The sequence below is a fragment of the Aeromonas sp. 601027 genome (assembly GCF_049174455.1).
Classification (GTDB): Bacteria; Pseudomonadota; Gammaproteobacteria; order Enterobacterales; family Aeromonadaceae; genus Aeromonas; species Aeromonas veronii_A.
Window position 1 is genome coordinate 21,351 of the sequence record NZ_JAAKTN010000010.1, and the last position, 25,265, is coordinate 46,615.

A 25,265-nucleotide genomic window follows, 5' to 3' on the forward strand; every position below is an offset into this window, starting at 1 on the left:
CTCCATTGGTGTCATACGGGCGTGAGCCTAACAGGTTGCCGTTATTGTGCAATCAGCGGGGCCATTCGGTGCGTCGCTGGCTGTCCGGCATACCGCGCGAGTATGAGGGGGATGCCGCTATCAGCAAGGTAGTGTCAATCAGTGCAGGCCAAGTCTGGTTTCAAACTGGCGGATCAGCGTCTCATAGGTGCCGTTGTTCTTGATCTTCTGCAATCCCTGCTCGAACTGCTTGGCCAGCGCTTCCCCTTGCGGTGTGTTGCGGGAGAAAGCGAGCCAGAAGCCATCGGTGGAGATCTTGCCAACCTTGACCACCTTGCCGGTCAGCTGCTTCTGCTGGATCTTGAGGTAGCCCGGCATACCGTTCATCAGGATGTAGTCGACCCGGCCACGTACCAGCATCTCGAGGATCTGGGCATCGGATTTGGCCTGAAAGCGGGTGATCCTGGGGTTCTCCATAAAATCGGTGGGGTAGGTGTAACCCAGGGTGATGCCCACCCGCTTGCCCTCCAGCGAGGTAAGCTTGAGATCCCGTTGCGGGTCGCTGGCAAGAGCGAAGATGGCAAGATCCTCCTCGAACATGGGGGTATCGTGCCAATGGTACTGGTAGCGGTTATCTTCGGTGATGGTAGCGTTGAAGCACCCCGCAAGTTTGCCGCTTTTTGCATCGTGCATGCAGCGGGCGAAGGGGAGGGTGCGAAAGACAATCTCGATCCCTTCGGCGGCGAACACCGCCTTGACCAACTCAGGCGCCAGTCCGCGGGGCTGGCCATCCTCATTGTCCTTGCCGCGCTCGCAGTAGGGAGCCCAGTCATCTTCGGCGCCAATGACAAGCGGGGTGGCCCCGAGCGGGCTGGTGGCCAGCAGCACCAGACACACCAGCCATTTTTTAAACAATGAAACCATAGGTGCACCTCATCGACAGCAGCCTTACAAGCATAGCCATACTTCTGTGCTGACTTGTGGTGACGGGAGGATGACAAGGGTGCAAAAAAAACGCCCCGGCAGGCGACGGGGCGAAAGAGAGCTCATCCATGGGCTGACAACAGTGTTTACAACAGGAGATCAATAACCGAAGCGGGTCGCCTCGAAGCGGTTGAGCAACCGGTGGACGAGGTAGCAGGCCAGCAGGGTGACCACGATGGCAAACAGGATGCTGCTCACCCGGTAGAGGGCGCTGAACACCAGATCGTTGCCCGGGGTGAGGTACTGGCCAAACAGGATGCCGAGGGTGGTGAGGGCGCCAAAGCCGACCCCGGAGCCGCCTGCCTCCTTGACGTGGGCATGGCTGAACAGCATGGCGCCGAGCCACAGCAGTGGAGCGACCAGCAGCAGTTGCCCTGACCAGTCATAGAGCAGCAGTTGGCCGAGCAGGCCGAAGGTGACCCCCAGCAAGGTACCCATCGCCCGTTTACGGGCATAACTCAGCGCACCGTTCCAGTGCATGGGGAACAGCACCAGCAGGGTTGTGGCCTGGGCAGACATGGAGTCGCGCAGGTCAAACACCTGAAATACCAGAAACGACAGGGTGGCCACAGTGGCACCCAGCAGGGCTTCATGGCGCATCCGGTGCGGTGCCTTGGGGGCCGAGGCGGGCTTGGGTCTGGCCTCCACATCCGGGATCAGCATGGTCATCAGGTAGGCGATCAGCACCGACAGCAGGCTCGCCCAGATATTGTTGAGGATCAGGTCGTTGAGGTCGGTCTGCGGATAGCTGGCAAAGTGCAGCATGATGCTGAGGCTCAGCACCCCGTTGGCCCCGAACAGAAACAGGCTGCCCCGCGACATGGCGGCGAAACGGTAGAGAAACAGCAGAAAGGCGATGGGAGTCATCAGTGCCGGATGGCTGCCAAACAGCCCCCCCAGCAGCCCGACCTCCACCCCACAGACCATCGCCGCCGCGATCAGCTGGCGTGCGGCATGGCCATTCATTACAGGCACCATCCCCAGCAGCAGCACCGGCGTGACCGTATAGAAGACCCCGTAATTCCAGCCAAACAGTTTGCAGAGCAGAAAGCCCGTGGTGCAGCCAAAAGCGATGCGCAGGCACTGGCGCAGCTCGTTGCCAGTGAGGGGCCGATACCAGAGGTGAGTGGCAGCACCACCGACGAGGTGGGCTGGGGCAGTATTGGCCGACGGGTGAGTGGCGTGGTTAGTAGACATAATGGAGCAGGCTGAGCAGGTGGATCTGGCCCCGTGCCAGCATGGCGGTCAGGGCATTGTCCGGCAGCAGTTGCACCGTGGCCCGCGCCCCGGCTGGCAGATGGTCGGGGAGCTGGTCCAGCTCGAGGTGCAGCCGCATCCGCTGGGCATCCCGCACCCAGCGATCCGACTCCACCGGTGCGGCCAGTCGACCATTGGCATCAAACTGACCGGCACTCACCCCGGCATCCAGACTGCTCACCCGGGCAGGATAGAGCTGACCCGGCTCGCCATCGAAGGCGACCAGTGCGCGGGTTTGCGCGCCGACATGGCGCAGGCTTTTCTCCCGAAAATCGGCAATGACGTCCACCTGTTCCGACACCAGCGCCAGCAGCGGGCTGCCCGCGCTGGCGATACTGCCCGGCTTGAGCTGCAGGTTGGTGATGGTGCCATCCTGATCCGCGTGGACCTGGCTGTAAGAGAGGGCCAGCTGCGCTTGCGCCAGCTGGTTGCGGGCCTGGCGCAGCAACAGATTGTCCTCACCGGTCACGCCACGACTGGCCTTGATCTGGGCCAGTTTGGCCTGACTGGCGCGCAGGTTGGCCTGGGCGCTGCGCAGGGCGCTGTCAGCCTCATCTTTTTGTTGCAGCGAAACCATGTGACGTTGGTAGAGCGCATCGATCCGCTCAGCCTCGCGCCACTTCTGGCTGGCTAGGGTCTCCTTGGCGTTGATCTCGGCAACGGCGGCGGTCAGAGCGGCATCCAGTTCACTGTTCTGCTGCTCTGCCTGCGCCAGCGCAAGGCGGGCCTGCTCCACTGCCAGTTCAAAAGGGGCCGGATCCAGCCTGAACAGCAGATCCCCTTTCTTGACCTGCTGGTTGTTGTGAACGGCGACCTCGATCACCTTGCCGCTCACCTGGGGGGCCAGCTTGGTGACCACCCGGGTCGCCATCGCCTGAGGGGTGAGGGGCATCAGCAGGTCGGCTATCAGAAAATAGGCAAACAAGGTGGCAAAGCCCGCCATGGACCATTTGATCCAGCGGGTAAATTGTTGATCCGGAGTCATCTTATTCTCTCTCTGTGTCGGTCTCGGGAGGGCTTGTATCGCCTCCGGCTTGTCGGTCGTGGTGTTGTTCAATTTTGCTGAGGGCGTTGGCCGAGATCCGCTGCACCGTGGCTTCAAACAGCTGCAGGGTCTGCTCGTCGATGCCCCCCAGCAGCTCCCGGCGGATATTCATGATGCGGTCGGCGATCTGATCGAGCAGGGTCTGGCCAGCCGGGGTCACGCAGACGATGCGGGCCCGCTTGTCCTGACTGCAGCAGTGGCGCTCAATCAGACCCTGCTCTTCCAGCTGGCCCAGGGTGCGCATCAGGGATGGCAGTTCTATTTCGAGGGCTTCGGCCAGGGTCTTCTGGCTGACATGGTTCCCCATGCGGGAGAGCTTCCACAGCGCGGTCCAGCGGGGATGGGTGAGGCCAAGGGGAGCCAGCTCCAGGTCGGCGGCAGTACGCCATAGCCGGTGCATCCGCGCTATCTGCTCGGCGAGTGACAGCTCGCGCAACCTTTCCAGATCCGTCATCTTCTCATCCTCAATGTACTTAGCCTGCTAACTATCATACTTGTTTAGCAGGCTAAGTAAATAGTGTGATGTGAATCATGTTTCTGGTCGGATCTTTCGTTGGTGAGGGCGAGCAGCATTCGAGCCCCTGATATTATTTTCGGGGCTGATCCACTCGAGGCTCTCTTGCCGATTCGGATATTGCGCCGTGAATGGAGGATATCCGGCGATTATTTTCATGAAATTTTCAGCTTCAGTGAGCAGCTCTTTTTTTATCCGCTAATATTGATGGGGTTATAAAACAAGGGGGAAACGGGTTGTGGATGGATATGACAGTGGATGTGTGTATCTGGCAATTGAAACGCTGTTGAGTGATGGAGAATATGGTGCAGAGTCACACCATGGCGTGAATCGGGAAGGCGCTATCAGAAGTACCGATATCAGTCATGATTTTGACCCCGCCAATATTCCATTGCTGTTGGCAGAATAGACCTGACCGTGTGTGATCCTTGTGAGTTCAAGCCAGTGCTCTGGTATTCGCTGGCTTGACTCATCACTATTTCAATCTCCCCTTTTTGCATCTTTCTCCTCACCATTTTTCATCGTGCGTGCTTCCTTCCTGCACGCCGACTCAAACCCTGGTGTGGCATGCCGTGGCACTCGCGTTATGGCGATGACATTACCCGCTGATAATCACTCACAGGAGCTGTGGCGATAAATGGTCGCAGAGCTTGTCATCTGGCTCTGTTATTTCCCCGAAGGGGGGAGATCATCGCATCGTTATTACTGCTGATCACCCAAATATCCGCCATTGGGCTCGCTCGTTTTATCACCCTATTTCCTGACTTGGTCGGGTATCGGATGTCTGGTGTTCTATTGTGCTGCGCACGTTGGCGGCACCATGATGTTTAAGTTTTTAATGTTTTTATATGGCTTTGCAATCTGGCTAACCGACAGGGGCGAGGGGGATCAATAAAGTAGCGGCCACAATCACACGCAGAGTACATAACAATGAAAAACCTCTCACCCCTACAAACCACACAAGAAAAGGCCGCCTTTATGGGCGGCCAACAAATTGCCGGTATGCCTCTCTTTATATTTCTGGGGCTGGCGACCTGTGTTCTCTTTTCCGGCTGGAATGGCTCGCTGCCGCTGGGCATGGTCGGTGCGTTGGCGCTGATGTTCGTGCTGGGCACCCTGCTGACCGAGCTGGGTGAGCGGATCATGCCGATCCGCGAATACCTGGGGGGCGGCACCATCCTCGCCATCTTTGGCGGTGCCGCCCTGTTTGAATATCAGTTGCTGCCGGTGCAGGCGGGGCAGGTCATCACCCACTTCATGAAGGAGGGGGGCTTTCTCAACTTCTTTATCGCCAGTCTGGTGACCGGTTCGGTGTTCGGCATGAGCGGCGCGCTGCTGAAAAATGCCGCCATGCGCTACCTGCCGGTTATTCTTGGTGGCGTCGCACTGGCACTGCTGAGTGTGGGGCTGGTCGGCTCCCTGATGGGATATGGCTTCAAGAATGCCGTGCTGCTGATCGGCCTGCCCATCATGGGCGGTGGCATGGGCGCCGGTGCGGTGCCGTTGGTGGAGATCCTCTCCGGCCCGATGCAGATGTCCAGTGCGGATCTCTTGTCGCGCATGGTACCGGCGGTGGTGATCGCCAATACCCTGGCCATTCTGGTGGGCTCCCTGCTGGCGCGGCTCGGTCGCCGTTACCCCTCCCTGACCGGCAACGGCAAGCTGATGGTCAAAGAGAATAGCCAGAGCATTGCTGACGAGCAGGCCGAAGCGCCGACCCTGCAGAGTCTGGGTATGGGCCTTTTCATCAGCTCCAGCATGTTTGTGCTGGGTTCCCTGCTTGGCAACTTTATCCCCATGCACCCCTTCGCCCTGATGATTTTGGCGGTCGCCTTTATCAAGGTGAGCGGCGTGCTGCCGCGTCGTTATGAGCAGGCGGCGGCCGACTGGTACCAGTTTGTGGTGAGCAACCTCACCCCCTCGCTGCTGGTGGGGATCGGCGTCGCCTATACCAGTATTCCCGAGCTGATCAGTGCCTTCTCCGTCAGCTACTTCGTGCTGGTCATGGTCACCGTAATCGGTGGCGCCCTCGGCGCGGCGCTGGTCGGCAAGCTGATCGGTTTCTATCCCATCGAGGCGGCCATAACCGGCGGGCTCTGTATGGCCAACATGGGCGGCACCGGCGACGTAGCCGTGCTCTCGGCGGCCCAGCGGATGAAGCTGATGCCCTTTGCCCAGATCTCCTCTCGCCTGGGCGGCGCCGTGATGCTGATCTTGGCCACCGCCCTTATCTCCCTGCTCGCCTGATACCGGATTGAGGAACAAACAAGATGAACGACATCATGATGGGCACCAGCCTGCCCTATGCCGAGCGCAAGCGTCAGGGGGTGCGGGGTCGCATGCCTCACAAGGAGGAGTCCCTCTCCCAGCAGCGGCGCCGGATCTACCGATTGGTCAGCGCCATGCAGAGTCCGTTTGACCAGCATCTGCTGCTGCGCCAGCTGCAGGAGGACAACCCTGTGCTGTTCTACGATCTGGTACGCCACCACCTGCCGGAGCTGCTGCCGATCATCTACACCCCGGTGGTGGGGGAGGCGTGCCAGCGCCACAGTGACCTCTATCTGCGCAGCCACGGCCTCTACCTCTCCTGGCACGACCGGGATGATCTCGACGATATCCTCGAGTCGGTGGAGCAGGAGGTGGATGTGATCGTCATCTCCGACGGCGAGCGGGTGCTGGGGCTTGGCGATCTCGGTATCGGCGGCATGGGGATCTGTATCGGCAAGCTGGCGCTCTACTCCGCTGCTGGCGGCATCAATCCGGCGCGTACCCTGCCGCTCTGTGTCGATGTGGGCACCAACAACCCCGAGCTGCTGGAGGATGACTCTTACCTCGGCTGGCAATCCCCGCGCATCGACGGCGAGAGCTACTACCACTTCATGGACAAGGTGGTGGCCGCCATTCGCAAGCGCTGGCCCCAAGTGGTGCTGCAGTTTGAAGACTTTGCCGGCAAGCATGCCGCCAACCTGCTGACCCGCTATCGGGACGAGCTCTGCATGTTCAACGACGATATTCAGGGCACGGCGGCAGTGGCTTCTGCCTGCGTGCTGGCCGGGTTGCAGCAGGCGGGTACCGCCCTGTGCGATGCCCCGGTGCTGATCGTCGGGGCGGGTTCTGCCGGTTGCGGCATCGCCGCCATGTTGGCCCAGCTTGCGGGGAGCCACGATGGCGTCTGGCTGTTTGATCAGGACGGGGTGGTCTGCGCCGATCGTCCCAACCTGACTCGCGCCCAACAGCCGTTTGCCCGCGCCGTTGAGGAGGGGAACAGTTCGCTGCTGGAGACCATCCGCCAGGTGCGTCCGGCGGTCTTGATTGGCGTGAGCGGGCAGGGTGGCCTCTTTACCCGCGAGGTGTTGCAGGCGATGGGGGAGGTGTGCGATCAGCCGGTGATCCTGCCACTCTCCAACCCGACCCGCAGTGCCGAGGCGACCCCCGAGCAGGTGTGGGCCGCCACAGATGGCCGCGCCCTGCTGGCCACCGGCAGCCCCTTTGCGCCGGTAACGGTGGCCGGCGAGCGGCGGGTAGTCTCCCAGTGCAACAACGTCTATGTCTTCCCGGGGATTGGTCTCGGGGCCTGCGCGGTCAAGGCGCGCCGCATCAGCGATGGCATGTTGCTGGCTGCGGTGCGGGCAGTCGGCGCCTATCCGCTGGTGGCGGGTCGGCTGCTACCCCCCATCGAACAGGTGGGAGAGGTGGCCCGCGCCGTCGCCAGAGCGGTGGCGCTCTGCGCCCGCGAGGAAGGATTGGCCGATTTTGTCGGCGATCCGGCTCCTTTGATTGACCAGACCTGGTGGCATCCGCACTATTGGGCTGCGTCCTGACGTTTTAAGGTATGTGCATGAAACTTCGCCACCAGTTGGTCACCCTTTCTCTCGGGCTCTCCCTGCTGCTGATCCTCATTCTGGGCAGTCTGCTGGCCCTCTTTATCCGCCATCTGCTGGAGAGCAATCTACAGGATAAGGGGAGCGATCTGGCACGGGTGATGGCGGCGGACACCCGGGTGGTCGAGGCCCTGCGTCAGGGCCGTGACCCTACCCTGCGCGACTATGTGGAGGCGGTCTGCAACCGCACCGACGCCACCTATATGGTGGTAACCGACGAGCATGGTCGCCGCCTCAGCCACCCCAACCCCGAGCTGGTGGGGCAGAAGTTTCGCGGCGAGGATATCTGGCCCGCGCTGCAGGAGCGGCGCAGCTACTGCTCCAAGGATCGGGGCACCATGGGGCCGGCGATCCGCTGCTTCTCCCCGGTGGTGGGCGGTGACGGGCGCGTCATGGGGGCCGTGGTGGTGGGCTATCTGATGCAGCAGGTGGAGGGCATCTATATGGAGCGGGTAGCCCTGCTCATCAGCGCCATCGTTGCGGTGCTGGGGTGCGGCCTGCTGCTGGCACTCTGGGTGCAATACCTGCTGCGCAAGACTCTGCTCGATCTGGAGCCGGAGGCAATCGTGCGCCGTTTCACCCTGCAGGATCTGGTGCTTGAGCACATCACCGAAGGGGTCATCGCCCTTGATGGTCGCGGCAACATCAACATGATCAACAGCACCGCCAGCTATCAGCTGCGGCTGCCGGTTACCGGGCGCCACGCCCTGCAGGGACAGTCGCTGGCGGAGCTGGTGCCGCCCCTTGCCCCCTGTCTGGAGCAGGAGGGTGGGGAAGTGGGCTTCACCATTCAGGGGGAGTCCTTCGTTGGCCGCTGGCAGGCGGTGCAGGGCAAGGCGCCGGGGCGGCTGCTGATCTTCAGCCGTCCGGAGGTGGCCGCCAGTCTGGGGGTGCAGGTGACCCACCTGCGCCAGTATGCCGAGATGTTGCGGATGCAGAGCCACGAGTTTGCCAACAAGCTGAGCAGCCTCTCCGGCCTGTTGCAGCTGGGCCATGTGGATCAGGCGGTGGAGCTGATCCAGCAGGAGAACGAAGCGTGCCAGACCATGCTGCAGGAGCTGCTGCGGCTGATCGACAACAAGCCGGTGGCGGGGCTGATTCTCGGCAAGTTCAGCCGGGCTCGCGAGCTGGGGGTGACCCTGGAACTCGATCCCGATTCGGCGCTGGCGGAGTATCCGGCCTCGGTCTCGGCCGATCTCATTACCCTCATTGGCAACCTGCTGGACAACGGCCTGCAGGCGGCCTGGCGCAACCGCCAGCAGCGGCCGCCGCGGGTGCTGCTGTCCCTGTGCGATGTGGGGCGGCGACTGGTGATCGAAGTGGAGGATAGCGGTGAGGGGGTCGACGAGGAGCTGGCCGATCACCTGTTCGATTACGGGGTGAGTCGCCAGAGCGGCGATCACGGGGTGGGTCTGTTCCTGGTCAAGGAGACCGTGGGTCGGCACGAGGGTGTGATAGAATGGCGGCGAACCGCCGAGCAGACCACCCTGTTTGGTATCTACTTGAATAAAAACCAATTAATGTGAGCCATGGACCCAATAATCACGCTTGTTATTGAAGATGACGATCGGATCGGTGCCATCTTGTCAGAACTGGTGGCGGCGACACCCGGTTTCTCCCTGCTGGGGCGGGCCGGCACCCTGGCCCAGGCCGATGCCATGATGGCCGGTGTGGTGCCCCAACTGCTGCTGGTGGATGTCTCCCTGCCCGATGGCTCCGGCCTTGAGTGGGTGAGCCGCCTGCGCAGCCACAACCGCGAAGCCTACGTCATCATGGTGACTGCCTCGCGGGATGTGGAGACCATCCAGCAGGCCCTCAATCTGGGGGTTCATGACTACGTCATCAAACCATTACGGCTGTTTCGCATTCAGCAGAGCCTGGACGAGATCCTGCAACTGCACAGCCGCCTCTGCGAGCGGGGTCGGCTGGAGCAGGAAGATCTCGACAAGCTGCTGGGCAAGGGAGGGCGCTCCCAGATCAAGGAGATGCGCGTCACTCCCAAGGGGATCGACAGCATCACCCTGCGTCAGGTGCTGGATCTGCTGGCGGGTGAGCCGGAGAACGTCTTCTCCACCGACACGGTGGCGCTGCGACTCTCCCTCAGCCGCACCACGGCGCGCCGCTATCTGGAGTATCTGGAGTCGGAAGATCGGGTGGATGTAGATCTCAACTACGGTCAGCGGGGGCGGCCGGAGCGGCGCTACCGCTGGCGCCGGGCCGGTTGAGGTGCTCACTGACGTGCATTGCAGAAACAACAAGGGAGCCCATGGCTCCCTTGTTGTTTCCGGACGATGTTGGTTCTCAGGCGGCTTCCCGTTCTGCTACCGGTGCACGCCCCTTCAGCTGGGAGGCCATCACCCCGCCCAGGATCAGCCCGCCCCCCAGCAGGTGATAGCCGTGGATCGGTTCACCCAGGCTGACGACGGCGATCAGTGCCGTACAGAGCGGCATCAGGTTCATAAAGACCGAGGTGCGCTCTGCCCCCATACAGGCGAGGCCGCGCATCCAGCAGTAAGCCGCCAGCAGGGAGGAGGCGAGCCCGGCGAAGAGCACCAGACCCCACCCTTCGGCCGGCACCGCCATCGAGTCGGCACTGAGAGCGAGCGGCACCAGCAGTAGCACGGCCAGCAGGATCTGCATGTAGAGGTTGAGCCAGGGGCCAAACGGCAGTTGCCAGCGGCGGATCAAGAGGCCGTAAAGGGCGTAGCTGGCGGAGCCGAGCAACATCATGCCATCCCCCGGGTTGATGCCGTTATGGAGCAGGGCGAGCGGTTCGCCCTTGCCAAGCAGCCAGAGCACTCCGAACAGGGAGATACTCATGCCGAGCAGTGCCTGTTTGCCGGGACGCTGGCCGAAGAAGAGCGCCCCTTGCAGCAGGGTGAGCAGTGGAATGAGGGAGCCGATCACCCCCATATTGGTGGCCGAAGTGCTGTGAGCAGCGTAGTAAGCGAGGCACTGGTAGAGCACCATACCGAGCGCCGCCAGCACCAGCAGCTTGCCGAACCAGGGGCGAACCTCGCTACGGCGGCGCCACAGCTGCGGCAGGCAGAAGGGGGTCAGTGCCAGAGCGGCGATCACCCAGCGATAGAAGGAGATAGCCGCGGGGTCGAGCACGCTGGCGGCCGCCTTGGACACCACGGTATTGGTAGCCCAGATCAGCACCGCCATCAGCGGAAAGAGAAGAGGGGAAAAGATTCGCATCAGAGGCTCCTTATTAACAGGGGGCCAAGTCTACCCTTGTCTTTATATTATCAAGTAGCGTAAAACAGACAGATGACCCAGCAGAAAAGACAACTCTTTCTGATGCACCTTTTTCCGGCCCACACGGGCTGCGTTTGCCCGCAACTGATGGCTGCTTTTGACCTGTGCCGGAGACCGAGCCAACAGGGCGTTGCATCACGCCTGCTCCTCTCTCTCGCTGACAAGGGGCGCTGATGGCCACTCACCACTTTCAGCCGGTAGATGTCGTTCTGCCCGCTCCCAATCCGCTCTATTTCAGTTACCAGCAGATGCTGGCCGACAGCGCGACCGTGCTGCACTCCCACCCCTGGGGCCAGCTCAACATGATCAGTCTGGGGATCATGGAGATAGAGCTGGGGGATCAGCGACTGGTGGCCCCTGCCGACTACCTGATCTGGGTGCCGGCGGATCTCGACCACACCTCCTACAACGAGCAGACCCTCGACTACACCTCCATCTACGTCAGCCACGAGCTGGCGGCCAAGCTGCCGCCAGAGCCCAGATTGCTGCTGCTCACCCCGCTGATCCGCGCCCTGCTGAGCGATTTTTGCGAACGGCGGGTGAGCCATATGGCGGATGAGTGGGATCAGCGTCAGGCCGAGTTACTGGTGGAGCGACTGGCGCGCACCCGCTGTCAGGAGAGCTACCTGCCGATGAGTCAGGACAAGCTGCTGGCTCCCATGCTGGCGGCGTTACACAGCGATCCTGCCGATCCCCGAACACTGGCCCAGTGGGCCGGACAACTGCATACCACAGAGCGCACCCTGGCGCGGCGCTGCCTGCGGGAGCTGGGGATGAGTTTCGGTCAGTGGCGGGCGCGGTTGCGGCTGCTCAAGGCGCTGGCCTGGCTCAAGGGGGACATGCCGATTCAGGAGATCAGCTGGCGGCTCGGTTACGGCTCCACCTCGGCCTTTATCGCCATGTTCAACCGGGAGCTGGGCTGCTCCCCTCAGCGTTATCGCCAGCAATCGGCAGAACGGGGGCTCTAATGGGAAAAAATGGGAGCGATGCAGTGTGAATGCCATGATAAGTAGCCTGTTTCTTGTCGTTACAGGGATTATCATAGAGCCCTGTTATCATGGGCCATCTGGCAGCAACGATCGGTTGTCTGCCCGAGTGAATGGCTGTGCCTTCATATTCAGGGGTTAGGGTAAGCATGATCGCGTCCGGTTCCCGTTTGGCCGAGTCACTATTCTGGTATCTGCTGGCGCTCACCGGTTGTGCCATCCTGCTGTTCGAGTTCGGGCCAGAGCGAGTTCTCGATATCAAGGAGTGGCCGCTCTCCATCACAGTGCAGCAGCCACGGGATGCTGGGCCGGGGGCGGTGCGCTATCAACCCTCGGCGGATGATCATCCCGGAGTGGTCTGTACGTTAACCGCCAATCCGGCCAGCTACCCAAGTTGCGGCCTTATCCTCACCCTGACCCCCCGTGACAAGGGGATTAATCTGACCCGTTTTGGCACACTTCATATCCGTTTGAGCGTAACCGGGGCTGGCGAGCAGGATTGGCGCTTGTATCTGCGCAACTACAATCCGGTCTATGACCGGGTTGATGAGCCTGAGCAATCCAAGTTCAACGAGATCATTTTTCGGCCGGCGGATTACGGCCGGGATCACGAGGTGCCACTGGATGTGTTTACCCCGGCGACCTGGTGGATCACCCGTTACAATGTGCCGTTGCAGCAGCAGGGGGCCAATCTGGATCGGGTTTATGCCATCGAGGTTATGGCTGGTTCAGATATGCCGCCCGGTAAGCATGGCGTGGTGATCGAAGCGCTGCAGTTTCACGGTAGCTGGCTCGATGCCACCCTCTTCTATCGGCTGATCCTGTTTGTCTGGTTTCTTTACGGTTGTACCGTTTTTCTGATCAACCACCTTTTGATGAAGCAGCGCTTGCAGCATGCCCATCAAGCCAAACTGGAGGCCGAGGCGCTCAACCGGACCTTGAGTGAAGAGAATCGCCGCTCCCGCGAGGAGGCCTGTTATGATGCCCTGACCGGCGCCCTCAACCGGCTCGGCGGTGAGCGACTGCTGCTCGAGATAGGTGAGCAGCCCTGCACTCTTGTCTATATCGATGTGGATCACTTCAAACAGATCAACGATAGCCATGGCCATCCGGTGGGAGACGAGGTGCTCAAACTGCTGGTCAGCGAGATCCTGCGCCACTGCGATCCCCTCTGCCATCTGGTGCGCTGGGGGGGAGAGGAGTTTGTGTTGGTCTGCCTTGATTACGATGAGTTGCGGGCGTGTATCCTGGCCGAGCGGCTGCGTACCCTGCTGGAGGCATCTCCCCATTGGCCGCTGGCCTTGCGGGTGACCGCTTCGTTCGGGGTGGCCGAGCGGGGGGGAGAGCCATGGGAATGCGTACTCAAACGTGCCGACGAGGCGCTCTATCAGGCCAAGACGCAGGGACGCAACCGGGTAGTGGCGCATTGAGGGCGGTAGCATGACATGTTAAAGACGAGAGCAAGATGACCAGACAATCTATTGGTGCCCTGACCCTGCTGGTGGCCGACTATGACGAGGCTATCGCCTTTTTCACCGAGGGGCTGGGGTTTGCGCTGCTGGAAGATACCCGGCTCGACGAACCGGGCAAACCGGGCAAACGCTGGGTGCGGGTTGCTCCCGCTGGCAGCTCGGGTTCCTCGTTGCTGCTGGCGCGGGCTGCGACCCCGGAGCAGCTGGCCGCCATTGGCAAACAGGGTGGCGGACGGGTATTTCTGTTCCTCGAGACCGATGACTTCTGGCGGGATTACCGGCGGATGCAGCAGTATGGTGTCCATTTTTGTGAACAGCCTCGACAGGAGTCCTACGGCACCGTGGTAGTGTTCGAGGATATCAGTGGCAACCGCTGGGACCTGCTGCAACGCGCTGCTGCCAACTGAATCTGAAAACGTTTATCATCCCGCCTGTCATAAAGTCATAAAAGTGTCACAGAAAATTCTAATAATTGGCGCACCCATCTTCACAGAGGAGAGAGAAGGGAATGGCTAAGCGAATTCTGGTGGTCGAGGACGAAGCACCGATCCGCGAAATGCTCTGTTTCGTGCTGGAGCAGAAGGGGTATGAGACGATTGAAGCGGAAGATTTCGCCGACGGACTGGCGAAGGTGCGTGAACCCTACCCGGAACTTATCGTGCTGGACTGGATGATGCCAGGCGGCAGTGGCATCCAGTTTATCAAACAGCTCAAGCAGGATGAGGTGACCCGCCAGATCCCGGTGGTGATGCTCACCGCCCGCGGTGAGGAGGAGGACAAGGTGCGTGGTCTGGAGGCCGGTGCCGACGACTATATCACCAAGCCGTTCTCGCCCAAGGAGCTCACCGCTCGCCTCCATGCGGTGATGCGCCGAGTCTCCCCCACCTCGGTAGACGAGGTGATCGAGGTGCAGGGGCTCAAGCTGGACCCCGTCTCCCACCGGGTCAGTGCCGAGGAGAAGGCGCTCGACATGGGGCCGACCGAATTCAAGCTGCTGCATTTCTTCATGACTCACCCCGAGCGGGTCTATAGCCGTGAGCAGTTGCTCAACAATGTCTGGGGTACCAATGTGTACGTCGAGGACAGAACCGTGGATGTGCATATTCGGCGCCTGCGCAAGGCGATTGAAGAGACAGGGCACGACAGATTGATCCAGACGGTGCGTGGAGCCGGATACCGCTTCTCAACCCGTCTCTAGAGGCAGTTATGTTGCAACCTTACGCCTGGCGGCGACAGTTGTGGCGAATGGCGTTTTTCTACGCCCCCTTCGCATTGGTTGGCTGGTTGATTGATCATCTTGCCCTCTGCCTGTTGGTGGCGGCAGTGTTGCATCTGGGCTGGCATTACCGTTTTCAGAAGCGGCTGTCTGATTGGCTGTGGCACGACCGCAGCCTGGTACCACCTAACGGCAGTGGCAGCTGGGAGCACATTTTCAACGGGATCTACAAATTGCAACAGCGTCACCGGGCTCGGCGGCGCGAGCTGGCGGGGCTGATCCGCCGCTTTCGGGAGGGGGCCGAGGCGCTGCCCGATGCGGCCGTGGTGTTTCGCGAAGATGGCAGCATCCTCTGGTGCAACCGGCTGGCAGAGCAACTGCTCGGTTTCCGCTGGCCGGAAGATGCAGGTCAGCACATTGGCAACCTGATCCGCCATCCTGCCTTTGCCGCCTATCTGGGGAAGGGGAGCTATGATGAACCACTGGAGATGACTTCTCCGATCAACGAAGAGAAGTTTCTCGAGTTTCGCATTATGCCCTACGCCTCCGATCAGGCGATGCTGGTGGTACGCGATGTCACCCGCCTGCGCAGTCTGGAGAAGACCCGCAAGCACTTTGTCTCCAATGTCTCCCACGAGCTGCGCACTCCGCTCACCGTGCTCAAGGGCTATCTGGAGATGACTGAAGATCCGCCCCCGCCTGCCATGTGGGCCAAGGCGCACCGGGTGATGATGGAGCAGACCATCCGGATGGACAATCTGGTCAACCAGCTGCTCACCCTGTCGCGCATCGAGGCGGCCCCGACCGTGGATCTCTCCCATCTGGTGGACATGCCTGCCATGCTCGGACTGCTGGAGCAGGAGGCGCGGGCGCTCTCGGGCGAACGGGCCCACCAGATCGAATTCATGGTGCAGCCAGACCTGTTTGTGCGCGGGGATAAGGAGCAGCTGCGCAGCGCCGTCTCCAATCTGGTCTACAACGCCATCCACTACACACCGGCAGGGCGCAAGATCAGCGTGGAGTGGCGCAAGCAGGGGGCAATGGCGCTGTTTGCCGTGAGGGATGAGGGGGAGGGGATTGCCCCCGAGCATCTGGCGCGGCTGACCGAACGGTTCTATCGGGTCGACAAGGCCCGCTCCCGCCACACCGGTGGCTCCGGACTCGGCCTTGCCATCGTCAAGCATGCCCTCAGTCATCATGACTGTCAGCTCGAGATTGAAAGTCGTGTCGGCCTTGGCAGTCGCTTCAGCTTCCTGATACCGGCTCGTATGGTGGTGTTAAAATAGCTTTTATGACAATGGGTTAGTAAATTCGAGAGGGCCACAATGCGGGCCCTCTCTGCATTTGTGCAACTTTGTTGTCATGTCATTAAAGTGTCACATTTAATCCATAAATTTGTCACTGCCAGGTCAGATACTGGCGCCGTCTTAAGAACGGACCTTCTGTAACTTTGGAGAGATTGGATGAAACTCAACAAACTGGCTGGTGTAATCGGATTTACCGCAGCAACCCTGTTTTCTGCCAGCACCCTGGCCTATGGTGTCGACAAGGATCTGCCGGATTACACTCCGACCAGCGGTATCTCAGGCAACCTGTCCTCTGTCGGCTCTGATACTCTGGCCAACATGATGACCCTGTGGGCAGAAGAATTTAAGCGTGTCTACCCCAACGTCAATGTCCAGATCCAGGCTGCCGGCTCTTCTACCGCACCGACCGCCCTGACCGAAGGGGTTGCCCAGTTTGGTCCCATGAGCCGCGCCATGAAGGCCGGTGAAATCGAAGCGTTCGAGAAGCGTTATGGCTACAAGCCGACCGCTATCCGCGTTGCCGTCGATGCCCTGGCGGTATTCGTCAACAAGGACAACCCCATCAAGGGGCTGACCATGCAGCAGGTTGATGCCGTTTTCTCCAGCACACTCAAGTGCGGCGAAGCCAAGGCGGCTACCAAGTGGTCTGATCTGGGTCTGGATGGCAGCTGGTCCGGCAAGGATCTGCAACTGTTCGGTCGCAACTCGGTATCCGGCACCTACGGTTACTTCAAGGAGCACGCGCTCTGTAATGGTGACTTCAAGAGCGGTGTGAACGAGCAGCCGGGTTCCGCCTCCGTGGTGCAGTCTGTTTCCGCTTCCCTCAACAGTATCGGTTACTCCGGTATTGGTTACGTTACCTCCGGCGTTCGTGCCATTCCGCTCTCCAAGGATGGCAAGACCTTTGTCGATGCTACTGCCGATAATGCCATCACCGGCAAATATCCGCTGTCACGCTTCCTGTACGTTTACGTGAACAAGCATCCGAACAAGCCGCTCTCTCCGATGGAGCAGGAGTTCGTCAAGATGATGCTCTCCAAGGCGGGCCAGAACATCGTTGCCAAAGATGGCTACGTACCGGTACCGGCCAAGGTGGTGCAGGCGGATCTGAAAAAGCTGGGCATCATGTAACCGCTTGCTGCCAGCATCTACTGATAAAACGAGCCCCAATCGGGCTCGTTTTGTTTTTGGTGACTGTCAGTTCTGTTAATAGCGCTGGATGGATGTTTTTCCGCCAGCCGGGGGCAGGTTCCCTTGCGTAGCAGGGCTGCATTTCCGAGAATAGGGCAACGTTATGGCAAAGGATCCCTTCATGATTGCGTCCCTCTCCAAGTTTGGCCTGGTAGCCCTCTGTAGTTCCCTGCTGGTCGCCTGCGCCCAGTCGCCGACTGGCCGCAGCCAGATGCTGCTCTACTCCCCCCAGCAGATGAACCAGCTTGGTGCCGACTCCTTCGAGCATATGAAAAAGCAGGAGAAGGTGAGCAAGGATGCCAAACTCAACGCCTATGTCTCCTGTGTCGCCAAGGCGGTGACCGCCCAGGTGCCGGCCAGCTATGGCATCACCAATTGGGAAGTGGTGGTGTTTGACTCCAAGCAGGTCAACGCCTTCGCCCTGCCCGGCGGCAAGATCGGGGTCTACAGCGGCCTGCTCAAGGTGGCCAAGAATCAGGATCAGCTGGCGACCGTCATCGGTCACGAGTTGACTCACGTGCTGGCCCAGCACTCCAACGAGCGACTCTCACGCAGCCAGTTGGCGGGGATCGGTCTGGCGGCTGCGGACATTGCCATGGGCACCAGCGAGTATCGCGGCGCCACTATGGCCGCCCTTGGTCTCGGGGTTGAAGTGGGGGTGATGCTCCCCTATGGCCGCACTCAGGAGAGCGAAGCGGATCGGCTCGGGCTTGAGCTGATGGCGCGGGCCGGGTTCAATCCGGCCGAGGCGATCCCCCTGTGGCAGAACATGAGTGCCGCCGCCGGTGGTAACACCCCGCCGCAACTGCTCTCAACCCACCCGAGCAACGAGAACCGGATCGCCGAGTTGCAGGCGCAACAGGCGCAAGTGCTGCCGCTCTATGAGCAGGCCCGCGCCAATGGTCTGGTGCCCCAATGCAAGGCATAAGCCTGCGCATGGCGCGCAGCGATGATGCCGCCGCCATGACGGTGATGCAGCGAGCCAGCTGGCTCGCTGCCTATGGCCAGGTGCTCGGTGCTGACCTGCTGGAGCAGCTGGACGTTACCGCTCATCTACAGATTTGGCAGAGCCGTCTGGCCGAGCCGGGCCCAAGGCCCATGCTGCTTTGTCTCGATGAGGTAGTGATTGGCCTGCTCTATTGGCAACCACAGCAGGAAGCGGGGCAGAGCCATGCCCTGATCCGCGCTTTTTACCTCCATCCCGACCACTGGCGACAAGGCTATGGCAAACGGTTGTGGCAGGCGGTGGCTATGCAGATGCGCCGCGCCGGTTGTCATAGCGTCAAATTGTGGCTGCTCGATGGCAACCACATCGGCGAGGGGTTCTACCTGCGACGCGGCTTCGTCTTTGACGGCGCAGAGCGCACCCTGATAAGCCTCGGGCAGCCCTGCCTGCAGCGACAAATGAGCCGTTTGCTCTGATCACTCTCCCGTTTTTCGCCTTCGGTCACTTTATTTTTTTTGCGAATTAATACAATGTCCCCCTTGGAACAGAGTTGGATAAACACGGGCTGACAAGGGAGTGCTGGCATGTATTACGGCTTTGATATCGGTGGCACCAAGATCGCTTTTGCGGTCTATGACGGTGCATTGAACCTCTGCCACGAGGAGCGCATGAGCACCCCGGGCAACGATTACGAGGGGTTGCAGCAGCTGATCCGCTCCCGGGTCGAGCAGGCGGATGCCCGCTTCGGCGCACGGGGCTCGGTCGGCATCGGTTTTCCCGGGGTCATCAACAGCCACGATCACAGCATAGTGGCGGCCAATCTGCCCTCCATCAATGGTCGCCATCTGGGCGCCGATCTGGCCGAGTTGCTGGAGCGGCCGGTCAAGTTGGATAACGACGCCAACTGCTTCCTCTGGTCCGAAGTGCATCAAGGGGCAGCTGACGGCGCAGGCAGTGCGCTCGGCGTCACCATCGGCACCGGTATCGGCGGCGCCGTCTATTTGGCGGGCAAGCTTATTCAGGGGCGCAACTGGCTGGCTGGCGAGATTGGTCACTACCCCTTGCCCGCGACCATGCTGATGAAGTACCCCGATTTGCCCCGTCCCCGTTGCGGCTGCGGCCGTCTGGTCTGTTTTGAAACCTATGCCTCCGGCACCGGTCTGGAGCGTCTCTATCACCATTTCCATGGCCAGCGCGCCACGGGTCACCAGATTGTGGGGCGCTTCGAGGCCCATGAACCCCATGCGGTCGAGACGGTCGACTGCTGGCTGGAGATCATGGCCGCCGGGCTTGCCACCGCCATTTCGGTGATTGATCCCGAAGTGGTGGTGTTGGGGGGCGGCCTGAGCGGCCTGCCCGCCCTCTATGAACAGCTGCCGCTGCGTCTGCCCGGTCACTTGCTGCCCGGGGTCGCCCTGCCCGAGATCCGCCAGGCCCGCTTCGGCGGCGCCGGCGGTGTACGAGGCGCAGCCTTGCTCAATCTATGAGATCAGATGTGGGGTCTGATCTCCCCGAAAAAGGAGTCCTCATGACCCGTCTTGAAATCTGTATCGACAACCTGGAATCCCTGTTCACCGCCCAGCAATCCGGGGCGGATCGCATCGAGCTCTGCTCTGCGCTGGGTCTGGGGGGCCTGACCCCCTCCTACGGTTTTATGCAGCAGGCAGCCCGCCACGCCACCGTGCCGGTGTACGCCATGATCCGCCCGCGCGCCGGGGATTTTTGCTTCAACGACGGCGAGTTCGAGATGATGCTGCAAGATATCGCGGCGGCACGCGCTGCGGGGCTGCAAGGGGTGGTGGTCGGTTTGCTGGATGAGGAGGGGCGGGTGCCGGCCGCCAAGCTCAAACAGCTGGTGGATGCAGCAGGGCCGTTGGGGGTCACCTTCCATCGCGCCATCGACCTCTCCTCCGACTGGCGCCTCGATCTGGAGACCATAGTCGCGGCCGGTTGCGAGCGTATTCTGAGCTCGGGCCATGCGCCGACCGCGTTGGCTGGGTTGGAAACCCTGCAAGAGATGCAACAAGCGCTGGCGGGGCGTGCCAGCCTGATGCCGGGGGCCGGGGTCAATGCCGACAACGTGCGTACTATCATCGAGTTCACCGGAGTGAGCGAAGTGCATATGTCCGGCATGGGCTGGCGCGGTGGCATGGTGCCGCACGGAGTGAATATGGGCACTTCGGATGATGGTCGGGTCAATATCACCGATGGCGCCAAGGTCGCTGCGGTCAGAGCCTTGCTGGATCGCGGTTAAGCAGATCGCCGCCGTTGGGCGGCGTTCATCCGCATCTTGTGTGAAGTTCCTCCCACTGACGGGGAAATCAGGGGCGCCTCCGGCAGCACCCCGGCCAAAAGTCTGATATTATCCCGCCTCTTTACTACATGGATCTGGAGCAACATCTCAATGTCCCAATACGACTCTATCGAACAAAAGGCCAGCTATGGCATCGGCCGCAACATGGGTGATCAGCTGGCGCAGCAAGCCTTCGCCGGTCTGGATATCCCGGCCCTGCAACAAGGTCTGGCAGATGCCCTGAATGGTCTGGAGTTCGCGGTCAGCCGTGACGATATCAATGATGCCTTCCAGGTGATCACTGCGCGTATGCAAGAAGAGCAGGAAGCCGCCGCCAAGGCCGCCGCTGCTGACGGCGAAGCCTTCCTGGCTGATAACGCCAAGCGCGCTGAAGTGAAGGTGACCGACTCCGGTCTGCAGTACGAAGTGCTGGTAGAAGGCAACGGTGCCGTTCCGGTAGCCGGTCAGTCCGTGCGTGTGCACTACCACGGTACCTTCACCCACGGTGGCGTATTCGACAGCTCCGTCGCTCGCGGCCAGCCGGCTGAATTCCCGGTGACTGGCGTGATCGCTGGCTGGGTTGAAGCGCTGCAGCTGATGCCGGTTGGTTCCAAGTGGAAGCTCTACATCCCCCACGATCTGGCCTACGGTGCCCGTGGCGCGGGCTCCATCCCGCCTTACTCTGCACTGGTATTTGAAGTCGAGCTGCTGGACATCCTGTGATCCTGCTGGCTTGATGCAAACGGCGACCCTCGGGTCGCCGTTTGTTTTTGGGTTATGTGATAGACAGCATTTGTCGCGACCAGCGGGCTGGAGAGCAGAAAAGGGCGGCTTTTTTGCGCTTTTTACTGGTTTTTTCAGAAACGGGAACAGGCATACTGCGACTCATTAGAGAGGATAAGGAGAACCCGATGAGCAAGAAGATGAAGAAAGTAGCGGGGCTTGCTCTGTTGCTGTTGAGCATTCCGGCCAGTGCTGATGCCATGCGCTGCAAGAACGCCCTGATAACCGAAGGAGACACCACCGCCGAGATGCTGCTCAAGTGCGGTGAGCCGATGTTGCGTGAAGAGCTCAATCGCAACGAGGAGAACCAGTTTGGCAACATGGTGCAGGTCAAATATGGTGAACGCTGGACCTACAACTTCGGCAAGAACGAGTTCATGCGCTTTGTGACGGTGCGCAACGGCATCATTACCGATATCGAAAACGGCCCGCGCGGCCAGTAGCCGGCGGGCAAAGCATGGATGCACAACAGACAGTAGGGCAAGACCCTTTGACTCACATGTCCGGCAAGGGGTCGCGGTGACCAAGTTGTCTGACCGCCAGATTGATCTGGCGAGCCAGTCTTAGCCGCTGGCGGCAGGTCAGGCCATGGAGGCTGATCCTGCCCGCGTTGAATTCAAATGTCCCCAGCGACTCGATGGCAAAATAGCCTCGATGAAAGCTCTTGATGTAGCGAGCGATCTGCCGTGGGGATAACTGCTTGAATACCTTCATCACACGGTTCCCTGATTGCCTGGACAGGGCACACTATGGTGTCGGTCGATGACACTGATATGACGGTTTATAAAGATTTGCATGAATCCTTATTTTGCCAGTGAGCTCGGCAAATTGACGGCATCATCGAAAAAGTTGTGCCATGACAAACCACCGCACCGATATACTGCGGGCTTGAATGGAACAAATAAAAGGGCCTGTGCGTGGAATGGGTTGATGTGGTGGACGAGGATAACCGGGTGATTGGCGTGGCCGAGCGAGCCAAGGTGCGGCGGGAGAATCTCTGCCATCGCGCCAGCTATATTCTGGTGCTCGACGACGCGGATCGGATCCTGGTGCAGCGACGCACCCTCAGCAAGGATTTCTGCCCCGGCATGCTGGATGCCTGCGCTGGTGGCGTGGTCACCACCGGTGAGGAGATGGAGCGCTCCGCCCGCCGCGAGCTGGCCGAGGAGCTGGGGATTATAGATGTTCCTCTGCAGGGCTTTGGCAGCTTTTATGCGGAAGGGGAGGGCTACCGGGTCTGGGGTGGCCTCTTCAGTTGCCGTTATCAGGGGCCGCTGCAGTTGCAGGCCGAAGAGGTGAGCTCGGTGCACTGGATGAGCCTGGCCGAGATCGCCGAGCGTGCCAGCGAATTTACCCCCGACTCCCTGCTCGCCATCGCCACCTGGCAGGCGAGGCGCTGAACAATTTCATATATCCTCTTCTTCAGAGACAAGACGGGCAGCCTGATGGCTGCCCGTCTGCCTTTGTGCATTTAGTTGGTCTGCTACGCCAGCTTGAGGCGTCGGTTGGTGCGCCCGCAAGCGCTCGGCTTGGCGAGCCAGTGCCCTTGCCAGTCGGTGGCTAGCCGCAGCAGCGGATACTCCAGATCGAGTCGGGTCACCACCAGCTGGCCGGTCTCGTCGCCGCTCACCGGCTCGCCGCTGGCGGGATCGATGATCTCGATGATGCAACTCTCGCTCACAATAAATCCCTCTCCTGGTCGGCTCTCGTAAGCCACTACCCCCACATCCTGCCACACCAGACAGTTGAGGGCCGCAATGCCGTGAATGGCGCGCAGCGGCGTGGTTTCCGGGTGAGTGGCTTCACACAGCAGTGCGCGGCGCAGCGAGTCGGTCGGGATGTCGGCCGCTTCGGCCGCTTCCAGCAGATCGAGCAGGGTCACCAGCGGACCGACGTAGCCGGTGGGTTGATAGCGCAGCAGCGCCTCCAGCTGGCGCTGGGTATCGTGGGGCCCGCAGGGCACCACGGGGGCGCCCAGCTGGCGGGCGCCGTTATCGAAAATAAAGGCGGTGGGGCCGGCATGATAGTCGTGGCCATTGAGTATTACCTCACCTGGCTTGAAGCCGGCGGCAAACAGTGCTCGAGCGGCCCCCCACCAGTCTGCTCCCGCATACTCGGGGATGGCCAGCTGGCCCGGACAGGAGAAGACCCGCAACGCCTGACTGGCGGGGCGGCCGGTGAGTCCGGCGAACGGAGGGTGAGCCTGCTGGGCGGCAAACAGCTCTTTGCTGTCGAGCAGTGGCAGGGTGGCCAGCTCTGCCAGATCCTCGAGGCGGCACTGGCGATAGACGCTGGAGTAACCGGCGCAATATTGACTGACATGGGTAAGCTGATGATTGAGCTGCTCCAGCTGCTGTTGTTCGCGCAAGGCGGGGGGGCGAATTTCCAGTCCATCGTAATAGTGCTGCATGAGGCCTCCTTGGTCGGCTGATCCTGCTCAAGGTTAGTTCAAATGATCCAAGCAAAGGGAGGTCTGTGTCACAGCTCGGCAGTGGGGTAGACTGGGGCCTCCTCCCTCCACTTAAGGACGAGCACAATGATTGCGATGGGTCAGACTCTGCCTTCGGGCGAATTTACCTTTATCACCGCCGAGGGCAAGCAGCTGCGGGATAGCCAGACGCTGTTCGCCGGTAAAAAAGTAGTGCTGTTTGCGGTACCCGGTGCTTTTACTCCCACCTGCTCCAATGCCCACCTGCCCGGTTATGTGGTGCTGGCCGATCAGTTTATGGCCAAAGGGGTGGATGCCATCTGCTGTCTGTCGGTCAACGATGCTTTCGTGATGCGGGCCTGGCAGACGGCCCAGAATGCCGAGGCGATCACCATGCTGGCGGATGGCGACGGCAGCTGGACCCGGGCGCTGGGTCTGGCCAAGGATACCGGCGCCTTTGGAGGTATCCGCGCCCAGCGCTTTGCGTTGATCGCCAACGATGGCGTGGTCGAGCAGCTGTTTGTGGAGGCGCCTGGCAAGTTTGAGGTCTCCGATGCCGCGAGTCTGCTGGCTGTGCTGTGAAATGTTAATCGCAGTTTGATTTCCCCTTGAAATGGGAGGCTGGCTCGTTACACTGGCGCCACTTTTGAATCGGGTCAGGAGCTTGTCCTGACTCTGTTGCTTACTGGCGATGGGATGGAGATGTTATGACCCTGGCTGTTGTTGCCCTGATTGCCGGACTGGCGCTGCTGGTCTGGAGTGCTGACAAGTTTGTGGATGGTGCTGCGGCGACCGCCCGTTATGCGGGGATGCCGCCGCTGCTGATCGGCATGGTGATCATCGGTTTTGGTACCTCGGCCCCGGAGATGGTGGTCTCGGCGCTGGCGGCGTCCCAGGGCAATCCCGGGTTGGCGCTTGGTAATGCCTATGGCTCCAACATCACCAATATCGCGCTGATCCTGGGTCTGACGGCACTGATCAGCCCTATCGCGGTGGCCTCTCAGGTAGTGCGCAAGGAGATCCCCATCCTGCTCGGTATTACCCTGCTCTCAGGTGCCCTGCTGATTGATGGTCATCTGGGCCGGATGGATGCGGTCATTCTGGGGGCCGTCTTCGTTGCCCTGATGGGCTGGTCCATCTGGGCTGGCATGAATGGCAAGGGAGATGCGCTGGATACCGAGACCGCCGAGGATATCGAGAGCGAGGGGATGTCCCTCAAGAGCGCCGTTTTCTGGTTGGTGGTCGGGCTGGTGCTGCTGATCGGCGCTTCCCGCCTGTTGGTCTGGGGGGCGGTGACCATCGCTCAGGCGCTTGGTATCAGCGATTTGGTGATTGGTCTCACCATAGTCGCGATAGGAACCTCCCTGCCGGAGCTGGCTTCGTCTCTCATCGCCATTCGCAAGAACGAGCATGATCTGGCCCTTGGCAACGTGCTGGGCTCCAACCTGTTCAACACCCTGGCGGTGGTGGGGATCGCGGCGGGTATTCATCCGTTGGATGTGGCGCCGGAAGTGCTCTCCCGCGACTGGAGCATCATGATGGGGTTGACCCTGCTGCTGCTGGTGATGTGTCTGGGCCGCAAGGGGCAGGGCCGTATCAACCGGTTGGAGGGGGGCGTGCTGCTCACCTGCTTCGTCGCCTACACCGGCTGGCTGCTGACCAGTCAGTTCGTCTAGCCAGATCTGGCAAGATAAAACGAAAGAGGGGAAGCCTGGCTTCCCC

At 60.7% G+C, this 25,265-nt stretch carries 27 protein-coding genes; 20 read left to right on the top strand and 7 right to left on the bottom strand.

Annotated features, from left to right (window positions below):
• Positions 1-138 precede the first annotated feature (138 nt).
• The 4 genes from G5193_RS13680 to G5193_RS13695 form a co-directional block, all read right to left on the bottom strand.
• Positions 139-903, bottom strand: coding sequence for a substrate-binding periplasmic protein (locus tag G5193_RS13680; RefSeq protein WP_421206198.1), 765 nt, complete (start codon positions 901-903; stop codon positions 139-141).
• Between the two features lie 159 nt (positions 904-1,062).
• Positions 1,063-2,160, bottom strand: coding sequence for a DUF2955 domain-containing protein (locus G5193_RS13685; protein ID WP_216951842.1), 1,098 nt, complete (start codon positions 2,158-2,160; stop codon positions 1,063-1,065).
• On the bottom strand, positions 2,150-3,205 hold the full coding sequence (locus G5193_RS13690) for an HlyD family secretion protein (RefSeq protein ID WP_421206199.1): 1,056 nt from the start codon (positions 3,203-3,205) through the stop codon (positions 2,150-2,152). Before G5193_RS13690 ends, G5193_RS13685 begins: the two co-directional genes overlap by 11 nt.
• Position 3,206: 1 nt before the next feature.
• On the bottom strand, positions 3,207-3,719 hold the full coding sequence (locus G5193_RS13695) for a MarR family transcriptional regulator (RefSeq protein WP_005349886.1): 513 nt from the start codon (positions 3,717-3,719) through the stop codon (positions 3,207-3,209).
• Positions 3,720-4,017: 298 nt separating this feature from the next.
• On the opposite strand from G5193_RS13695, the gene G5193_RS13700 reads away from it, so the two are divergent.
• From G5193_RS13700 to G5193_RS13720, 5 genes are all read left to right on the top strand, one after another.
• Positions 4,018-4,188 carry a hypothetical protein gene (locus G5193_RS13700; RefSeq protein ID WP_088869905.1) on the top strand — a complete coding sequence of 57 codons (171 nt, stop codon included), beginning with the start codon at positions 4,018-4,020 and terminating at the stop codon, positions 4,186-4,188.
• 521 nt (positions 4,189-4,709) lie between these two features.
• Positions 4,710-6,026, top strand: coding sequence for a 2-hydroxycarboxylate transporter family protein (locus tag G5193_RS13705; RefSeq protein WP_421206200.1), 1,317 nt, complete (start codon positions 4,710-4,712; stop codon positions 6,024-6,026).
• A gap of 23 nt (positions 6,027-6,049) precedes the next feature.
• Positions 6,050-7,600 carry an NAD-dependent malic enzyme gene (locus tag G5193_RS13710; protein WP_202000474.1) on the top strand — a complete coding sequence of 517 codons (1,551 nt, stop codon included), beginning with the start codon at positions 6,050-6,052 and terminating at the stop codon, positions 7,598-7,600.
• A gap of 17 nt (positions 7,601-7,617) precedes the next feature.
• Positions 7,618-9,186: an ATP-binding protein gene (locus tag G5193_RS13715; RefSeq protein WP_421206201.1), complete on the top strand. Its 1,569-nt coding sequence runs from the start codon at positions 7,618-7,620 to the stop codon at positions 9,184-9,186.
• 3 nt (positions 9,187-9,189) lie between these two features.
• A complete protein-coding gene (locus G5193_RS13720) occupies positions 9,190-9,885 on the top strand; it encodes a response regulator (protein WP_005338420.1) in 696 nt (231 codons plus the stop codon).
• A 76-nt stretch (positions 9,886-9,961) separates the two neighbouring features.
• Here the strand turns inward: G5193_RS13720 and G5193_RS13725 are convergent, their stop codons facing one another.
• Complete coding sequence (locus G5193_RS13725; protein WP_139405952.1) at positions 9,962-10,861, bottom strand: DMT family transporter; 900 nt, start codon at positions 10,859-10,861, stop codon at positions 9,962-9,964.
• Between the two features lie 233 nt (positions 10,862-11,094).
• Here G5193_RS13725 and G5193_RS13730 point away from each other — a divergent pair, with 233 nt between their 5' ends.
• The 12 genes from G5193_RS13730 (at position 11,095) to G5193_RS13785 (ending at position 21,558) form a co-directional block, all read left to right on the top strand.
• Positions 11,095-11,889, top strand: a complete 795-nt coding sequence (locus G5193_RS13730; protein ID WP_421206202.1) for an AraC family transcriptional regulator — start codon at positions 11,095-11,097, stop codon at positions 11,887-11,889.
• 167 nt (positions 11,890-12,056) lie between these two features.
• Positions 12,057-13,337 (top strand): GGDEF domain-containing protein, encoded by a 1,281-nt coding sequence (locus G5193_RS13735; RefSeq protein WP_266134087.1) that lies wholly within the window; start codon positions 12,057-12,059, stop codon positions 13,335-13,337.
• A gap of 35 nt (positions 13,338-13,372) precedes the next feature.
• On the top strand, positions 13,373-13,786 hold the full coding sequence (locus G5193_RS13740) for a VOC family protein (protein WP_167572379.1): 414 nt from the start codon (positions 13,373-13,375) through the stop codon (positions 13,784-13,786).
• A gap of 101 nt (positions 13,787-13,887) precedes the next feature.
• Complete coding sequence (gene phoB / locus G5193_RS13745) at positions 13,888-14,577, top strand: phosphate regulon transcriptional regulator PhoB (RefSeq protein ID WP_026457670.1); 690 nt, start codon at positions 13,888-13,890, stop codon at positions 14,575-14,577.
• An 8-nt stretch (positions 14,578-14,585) separates the two neighbouring features.
• Complete coding sequence (gene phoR / locus G5193_RS13750) at positions 14,586-15,881, top strand: phosphate regulon sensor histidine kinase PhoR (protein WP_216951836.1); 1,296 nt, start codon at positions 14,586-14,588, stop codon at positions 15,879-15,881.
• Between the two features lie 177 nt (positions 15,882-16,058).
• On the top strand, positions 16,059-17,033 hold the full coding sequence (locus G5193_RS13755) for a PstS family phosphate ABC transporter substrate-binding protein (protein WP_216951835.1): 975 nt from the start codon (positions 16,059-16,061) through the stop codon (positions 17,031-17,033).
• Positions 17,034-17,214: 181 nt separating this feature from the next.
• Positions 17,215-18,021 (top strand): M48 family metallopeptidase, encoded by an 807-nt coding sequence (locus tag G5193_RS13760; RefSeq protein ID WP_216951834.1) that lies wholly within the window; start codon positions 17,215-17,217, stop codon positions 18,019-18,021.
• Positions 18,009-18,515: a GNAT family N-acetyltransferase gene (locus tag G5193_RS13765; RefSeq protein ID WP_064337029.1), complete on the top strand. Its 507-nt coding sequence runs from the start codon at positions 18,009-18,011 to the stop codon at positions 18,513-18,515. The genes G5193_RS13760 and G5193_RS13765 overlap by 13 nt, the downstream gene beginning before the upstream one ends.
• A gap of 108 nt (positions 18,516-18,623) precedes the next feature.
• Positions 18,624-19,526, top strand: coding sequence for an ROK family protein (locus G5193_RS13770; RefSeq protein ID WP_421206203.1), 903 nt, complete (start codon positions 18,624-18,626; stop codon positions 19,524-19,526).
• 41 nt (positions 19,527-19,567) lie between these two features.
• Positions 19,568-20,293 (top strand): copper homeostasis protein CutC, encoded by a 726-nt coding sequence (locus G5193_RS13775; RefSeq protein WP_005338406.1) that lies wholly within the window; start codon positions 19,568-19,570, stop codon positions 20,291-20,293.
• Positions 20,294-20,443: 150 nt separating this feature from the next.
• Positions 20,444-21,055 (top strand): FKBP-type peptidyl-prolyl cis-trans isomerase, encoded by a 612-nt coding sequence (locus tag G5193_RS13780; RefSeq protein WP_005338405.1) that lies wholly within the window; start codon positions 20,444-20,446, stop codon positions 21,053-21,055.
• A 188-nt stretch (positions 21,056-21,243) separates the two neighbouring features.
• Complete coding sequence (locus G5193_RS13785) at positions 21,244-21,558, top strand: DUF2845 domain-containing protein (protein ID WP_005338404.1); 315 nt, start codon at positions 21,244-21,246, stop codon at positions 21,556-21,558.
• Between the two features lie 52 nt (positions 21,559-21,610).
• Here the strand turns inward: G5193_RS13785 and G5193_RS13790 are convergent, their stop codons facing one another.
• The gene (locus G5193_RS13790; protein WP_005338403.1) at positions 21,611-21,829 is read right to left on the bottom strand and encodes a DUF1107 family protein; all 219 of its coding nucleotides are present in this window, start codon (positions 21,827-21,829) and stop codon (positions 21,611-21,613) included.
• A gap of 203 nt (positions 21,830-22,032) precedes the next feature.
• On the opposite strand from G5193_RS13790, the gene yfcD reads away from it, so the two are divergent.
• Positions 22,033-22,515, top strand: coding sequence for an NUDIX hydrolase YfcD (gene yfcD, locus G5193_RS13795; RefSeq protein WP_167557839.1), 483 nt, complete (start codon positions 22,033-22,035; stop codon positions 22,513-22,515).
• 83 nt (positions 22,516-22,598) lie between these two features.
• On the opposite strand, the gene G5193_RS13800 is transcribed toward yfcD, so the two are convergent.
• The gene (locus G5193_RS13800; protein WP_421206204.1) at positions 22,599-23,525 is read right to left on the bottom strand and encodes a phenylacetate--CoA ligase family protein; all 927 of its coding nucleotides are present in this window, start codon (positions 23,523-23,525) and stop codon (positions 22,599-22,601) included.
• Between the two features lie 126 nt (positions 23,526-23,651).
• Between G5193_RS13800 and G5193_RS13805 the strand changes: the two genes are divergently transcribed.
• Together G5193_RS13805 and G5193_RS13810 are read left to right on the top strand one after the other, a co-directional pair.
• Positions 23,652-24,125 carry a peroxiredoxin gene (locus G5193_RS13805; protein ID WP_100646526.1) on the top strand — a complete coding sequence of 158 codons (474 nt, stop codon included), beginning with the start codon at positions 23,652-23,654 and terminating at the stop codon, positions 24,123-24,125.
• Positions 24,126-24,250: 125 nt separating this feature from the next.
• Positions 24,251-25,219, top strand: a complete 969-nt coding sequence (locus tag G5193_RS13810) for a calcium/sodium antiporter (protein WP_216951830.1) — start codon at positions 24,251-24,253, stop codon at positions 25,217-25,219.
• Positions 25,220-25,265 lie beyond the last annotated feature (46 nt).

What these genes read in the sequence shown, in the direction of transcription:
- G5193_RS13680 (WP_421206198.1), bottom strand. Translation starts at nt 903, where the DNA reads ATGGTTTCATTGTTTAAAAAATGGCTGGTGTGTCTGGTGCTGCTGGCC.
- G5193_RS13685 (WP_216951842.1), bottom strand. Translation starts at nt 2,160, where the DNA reads ATGTCTACTAACCACGCCACTCACCCGTCGGCCAATACTGCCCCAGCC.
- G5193_RS13690 (WP_421206199.1), bottom strand. Translation starts at nt 3,205, where the DNA reads ATGACTCCGGATCAACAATTTACCCGCTGGATCAAATGGTCCATGGCG.
- G5193_RS13695 (WP_005349886.1), bottom strand. Translation starts at nt 3,719, where the DNA reads ATGACGGATCTGGAAAGGTTGCGCGAGCTGTCACTCGCCGAGCAGATA.
- G5193_RS13705 (WP_421206200.1), top strand. Translation starts at nt 4,710, where the DNA reads ATGAAAAACCTCTCACCCCTACAAACCACACAAGAAAAGGCCGCCTTT.
- G5193_RS13710 (WP_202000474.1), top strand. Translation starts at nt 6,050, where the DNA reads ATGAACGACATCATGATGGGCACCAGCCTGCCCTATGCCGAGCGCAAG.
- G5193_RS13715 (WP_421206201.1), top strand. Translation starts at nt 7,618, where the DNA reads ATGAAACTTCGCCACCAGTTGGTCACCCTTTCTCTCGGGCTCTCCCTG.
- G5193_RS13720 (WP_005338420.1), top strand. Translation starts at nt 9,190, where the DNA reads ATGGACCCAATAATCACGCTTGTTATTGAAGATGACGATCGGATCGGT.
- G5193_RS13725 (WP_139405952.1), bottom strand. Translation starts at nt 10,861, where the DNA reads ATGCGAATCTTTTCCCCTCTTCTCTTTCCGCTGATGGCGGTGCTGATC.
- G5193_RS13730 (WP_421206202.1), top strand. Translation starts at nt 11,095, where the DNA reads ATGGCCACTCACCACTTTCAGCCGGTAGATGTCGTTCTGCCCGCTCCC.
- G5193_RS13735 (WP_266134087.1), top strand. Translation starts at nt 12,057, where the DNA reads ATGATCGCGTCCGGTTCCCGTTTGGCCGAGTCACTATTCTGGTATCTG.
- G5193_RS13740 (WP_167572379.1), top strand. Translation starts at nt 13,373, where the DNA reads ATGACCAGACAATCTATTGGTGCCCTGACCCTGCTGGTGGCCGACTAT.
- phoB (WP_026457670.1), top strand. Translation starts at nt 13,888, where the DNA reads ATGGCTAAGCGAATTCTGGTGGTCGAGGACGAAGCACCGATCCGCGAA.
- phoR (WP_216951836.1), top strand. Translation starts at nt 14,586, where the DNA reads ATGTTGCAACCTTACGCCTGGCGGCGACAGTTGTGGCGAATGGCGTTT.
- G5193_RS13755 (WP_216951835.1), top strand. Translation starts at nt 16,059, where the DNA reads ATGAAACTCAACAAACTGGCTGGTGTAATCGGATTTACCGCAGCAACC.
- G5193_RS13760 (WP_216951834.1), top strand. Translation starts at nt 17,215, where the DNA reads ATGATTGCGTCCCTCTCCAAGTTTGGCCTGGTAGCCCTCTGTAGTTCC.
- G5193_RS13765 (WP_064337029.1), top strand. Translation starts at nt 18,009, where the DNA reads ATGCAAGGCATAAGCCTGCGCATGGCGCGCAGCGATGATGCCGCCGCC.
- G5193_RS13770 (WP_421206203.1), top strand. Translation starts at nt 18,624, where the DNA reads ATGTATTACGGCTTTGATATCGGTGGCACCAAGATCGCTTTTGCGGTC.
- G5193_RS13775 (WP_005338406.1), top strand. Translation starts at nt 19,568, where the DNA reads ATGACCCGTCTTGAAATCTGTATCGACAACCTGGAATCCCTGTTCACC.
- G5193_RS13780 (WP_005338405.1), top strand. Translation starts at nt 20,444, where the DNA reads ATGTCCCAATACGACTCTATCGAACAAAAGGCCAGCTATGGCATCGGC.
- G5193_RS13785 (WP_005338404.1), top strand. Translation starts at nt 21,244, where the DNA reads ATGAGCAAGAAGATGAAGAAAGTAGCGGGGCTTGCTCTGTTGCTGTTG.
- G5193_RS13790 (WP_005338403.1), bottom strand. Translation starts at nt 21,829, where the DNA reads ATGAAGGTATTCAAGCAGTTATCCCCACGGCAGATCGCTCGCTACATC.
- G5193_RS13800 (WP_421206204.1), bottom strand. Translation starts at nt 23,525, where the DNA reads ATGCAGCACTATTACGATGGACTGGAAATTCGCCCCCCCGCCTTGCGC.
- G5193_RS13805 (WP_100646526.1), top strand. Translation starts at nt 23,652, where the DNA reads ATGATTGCGATGGGTCAGACTCTGCCTTCGGGCGAATTTACCTTTATC.
- G5193_RS13810 (WP_216951830.1), top strand. Translation starts at nt 24,251, where the DNA reads ATGACCCTGGCTGTTGTTGCCCTGATTGCCGGACTGGCGCTGCTGGTC.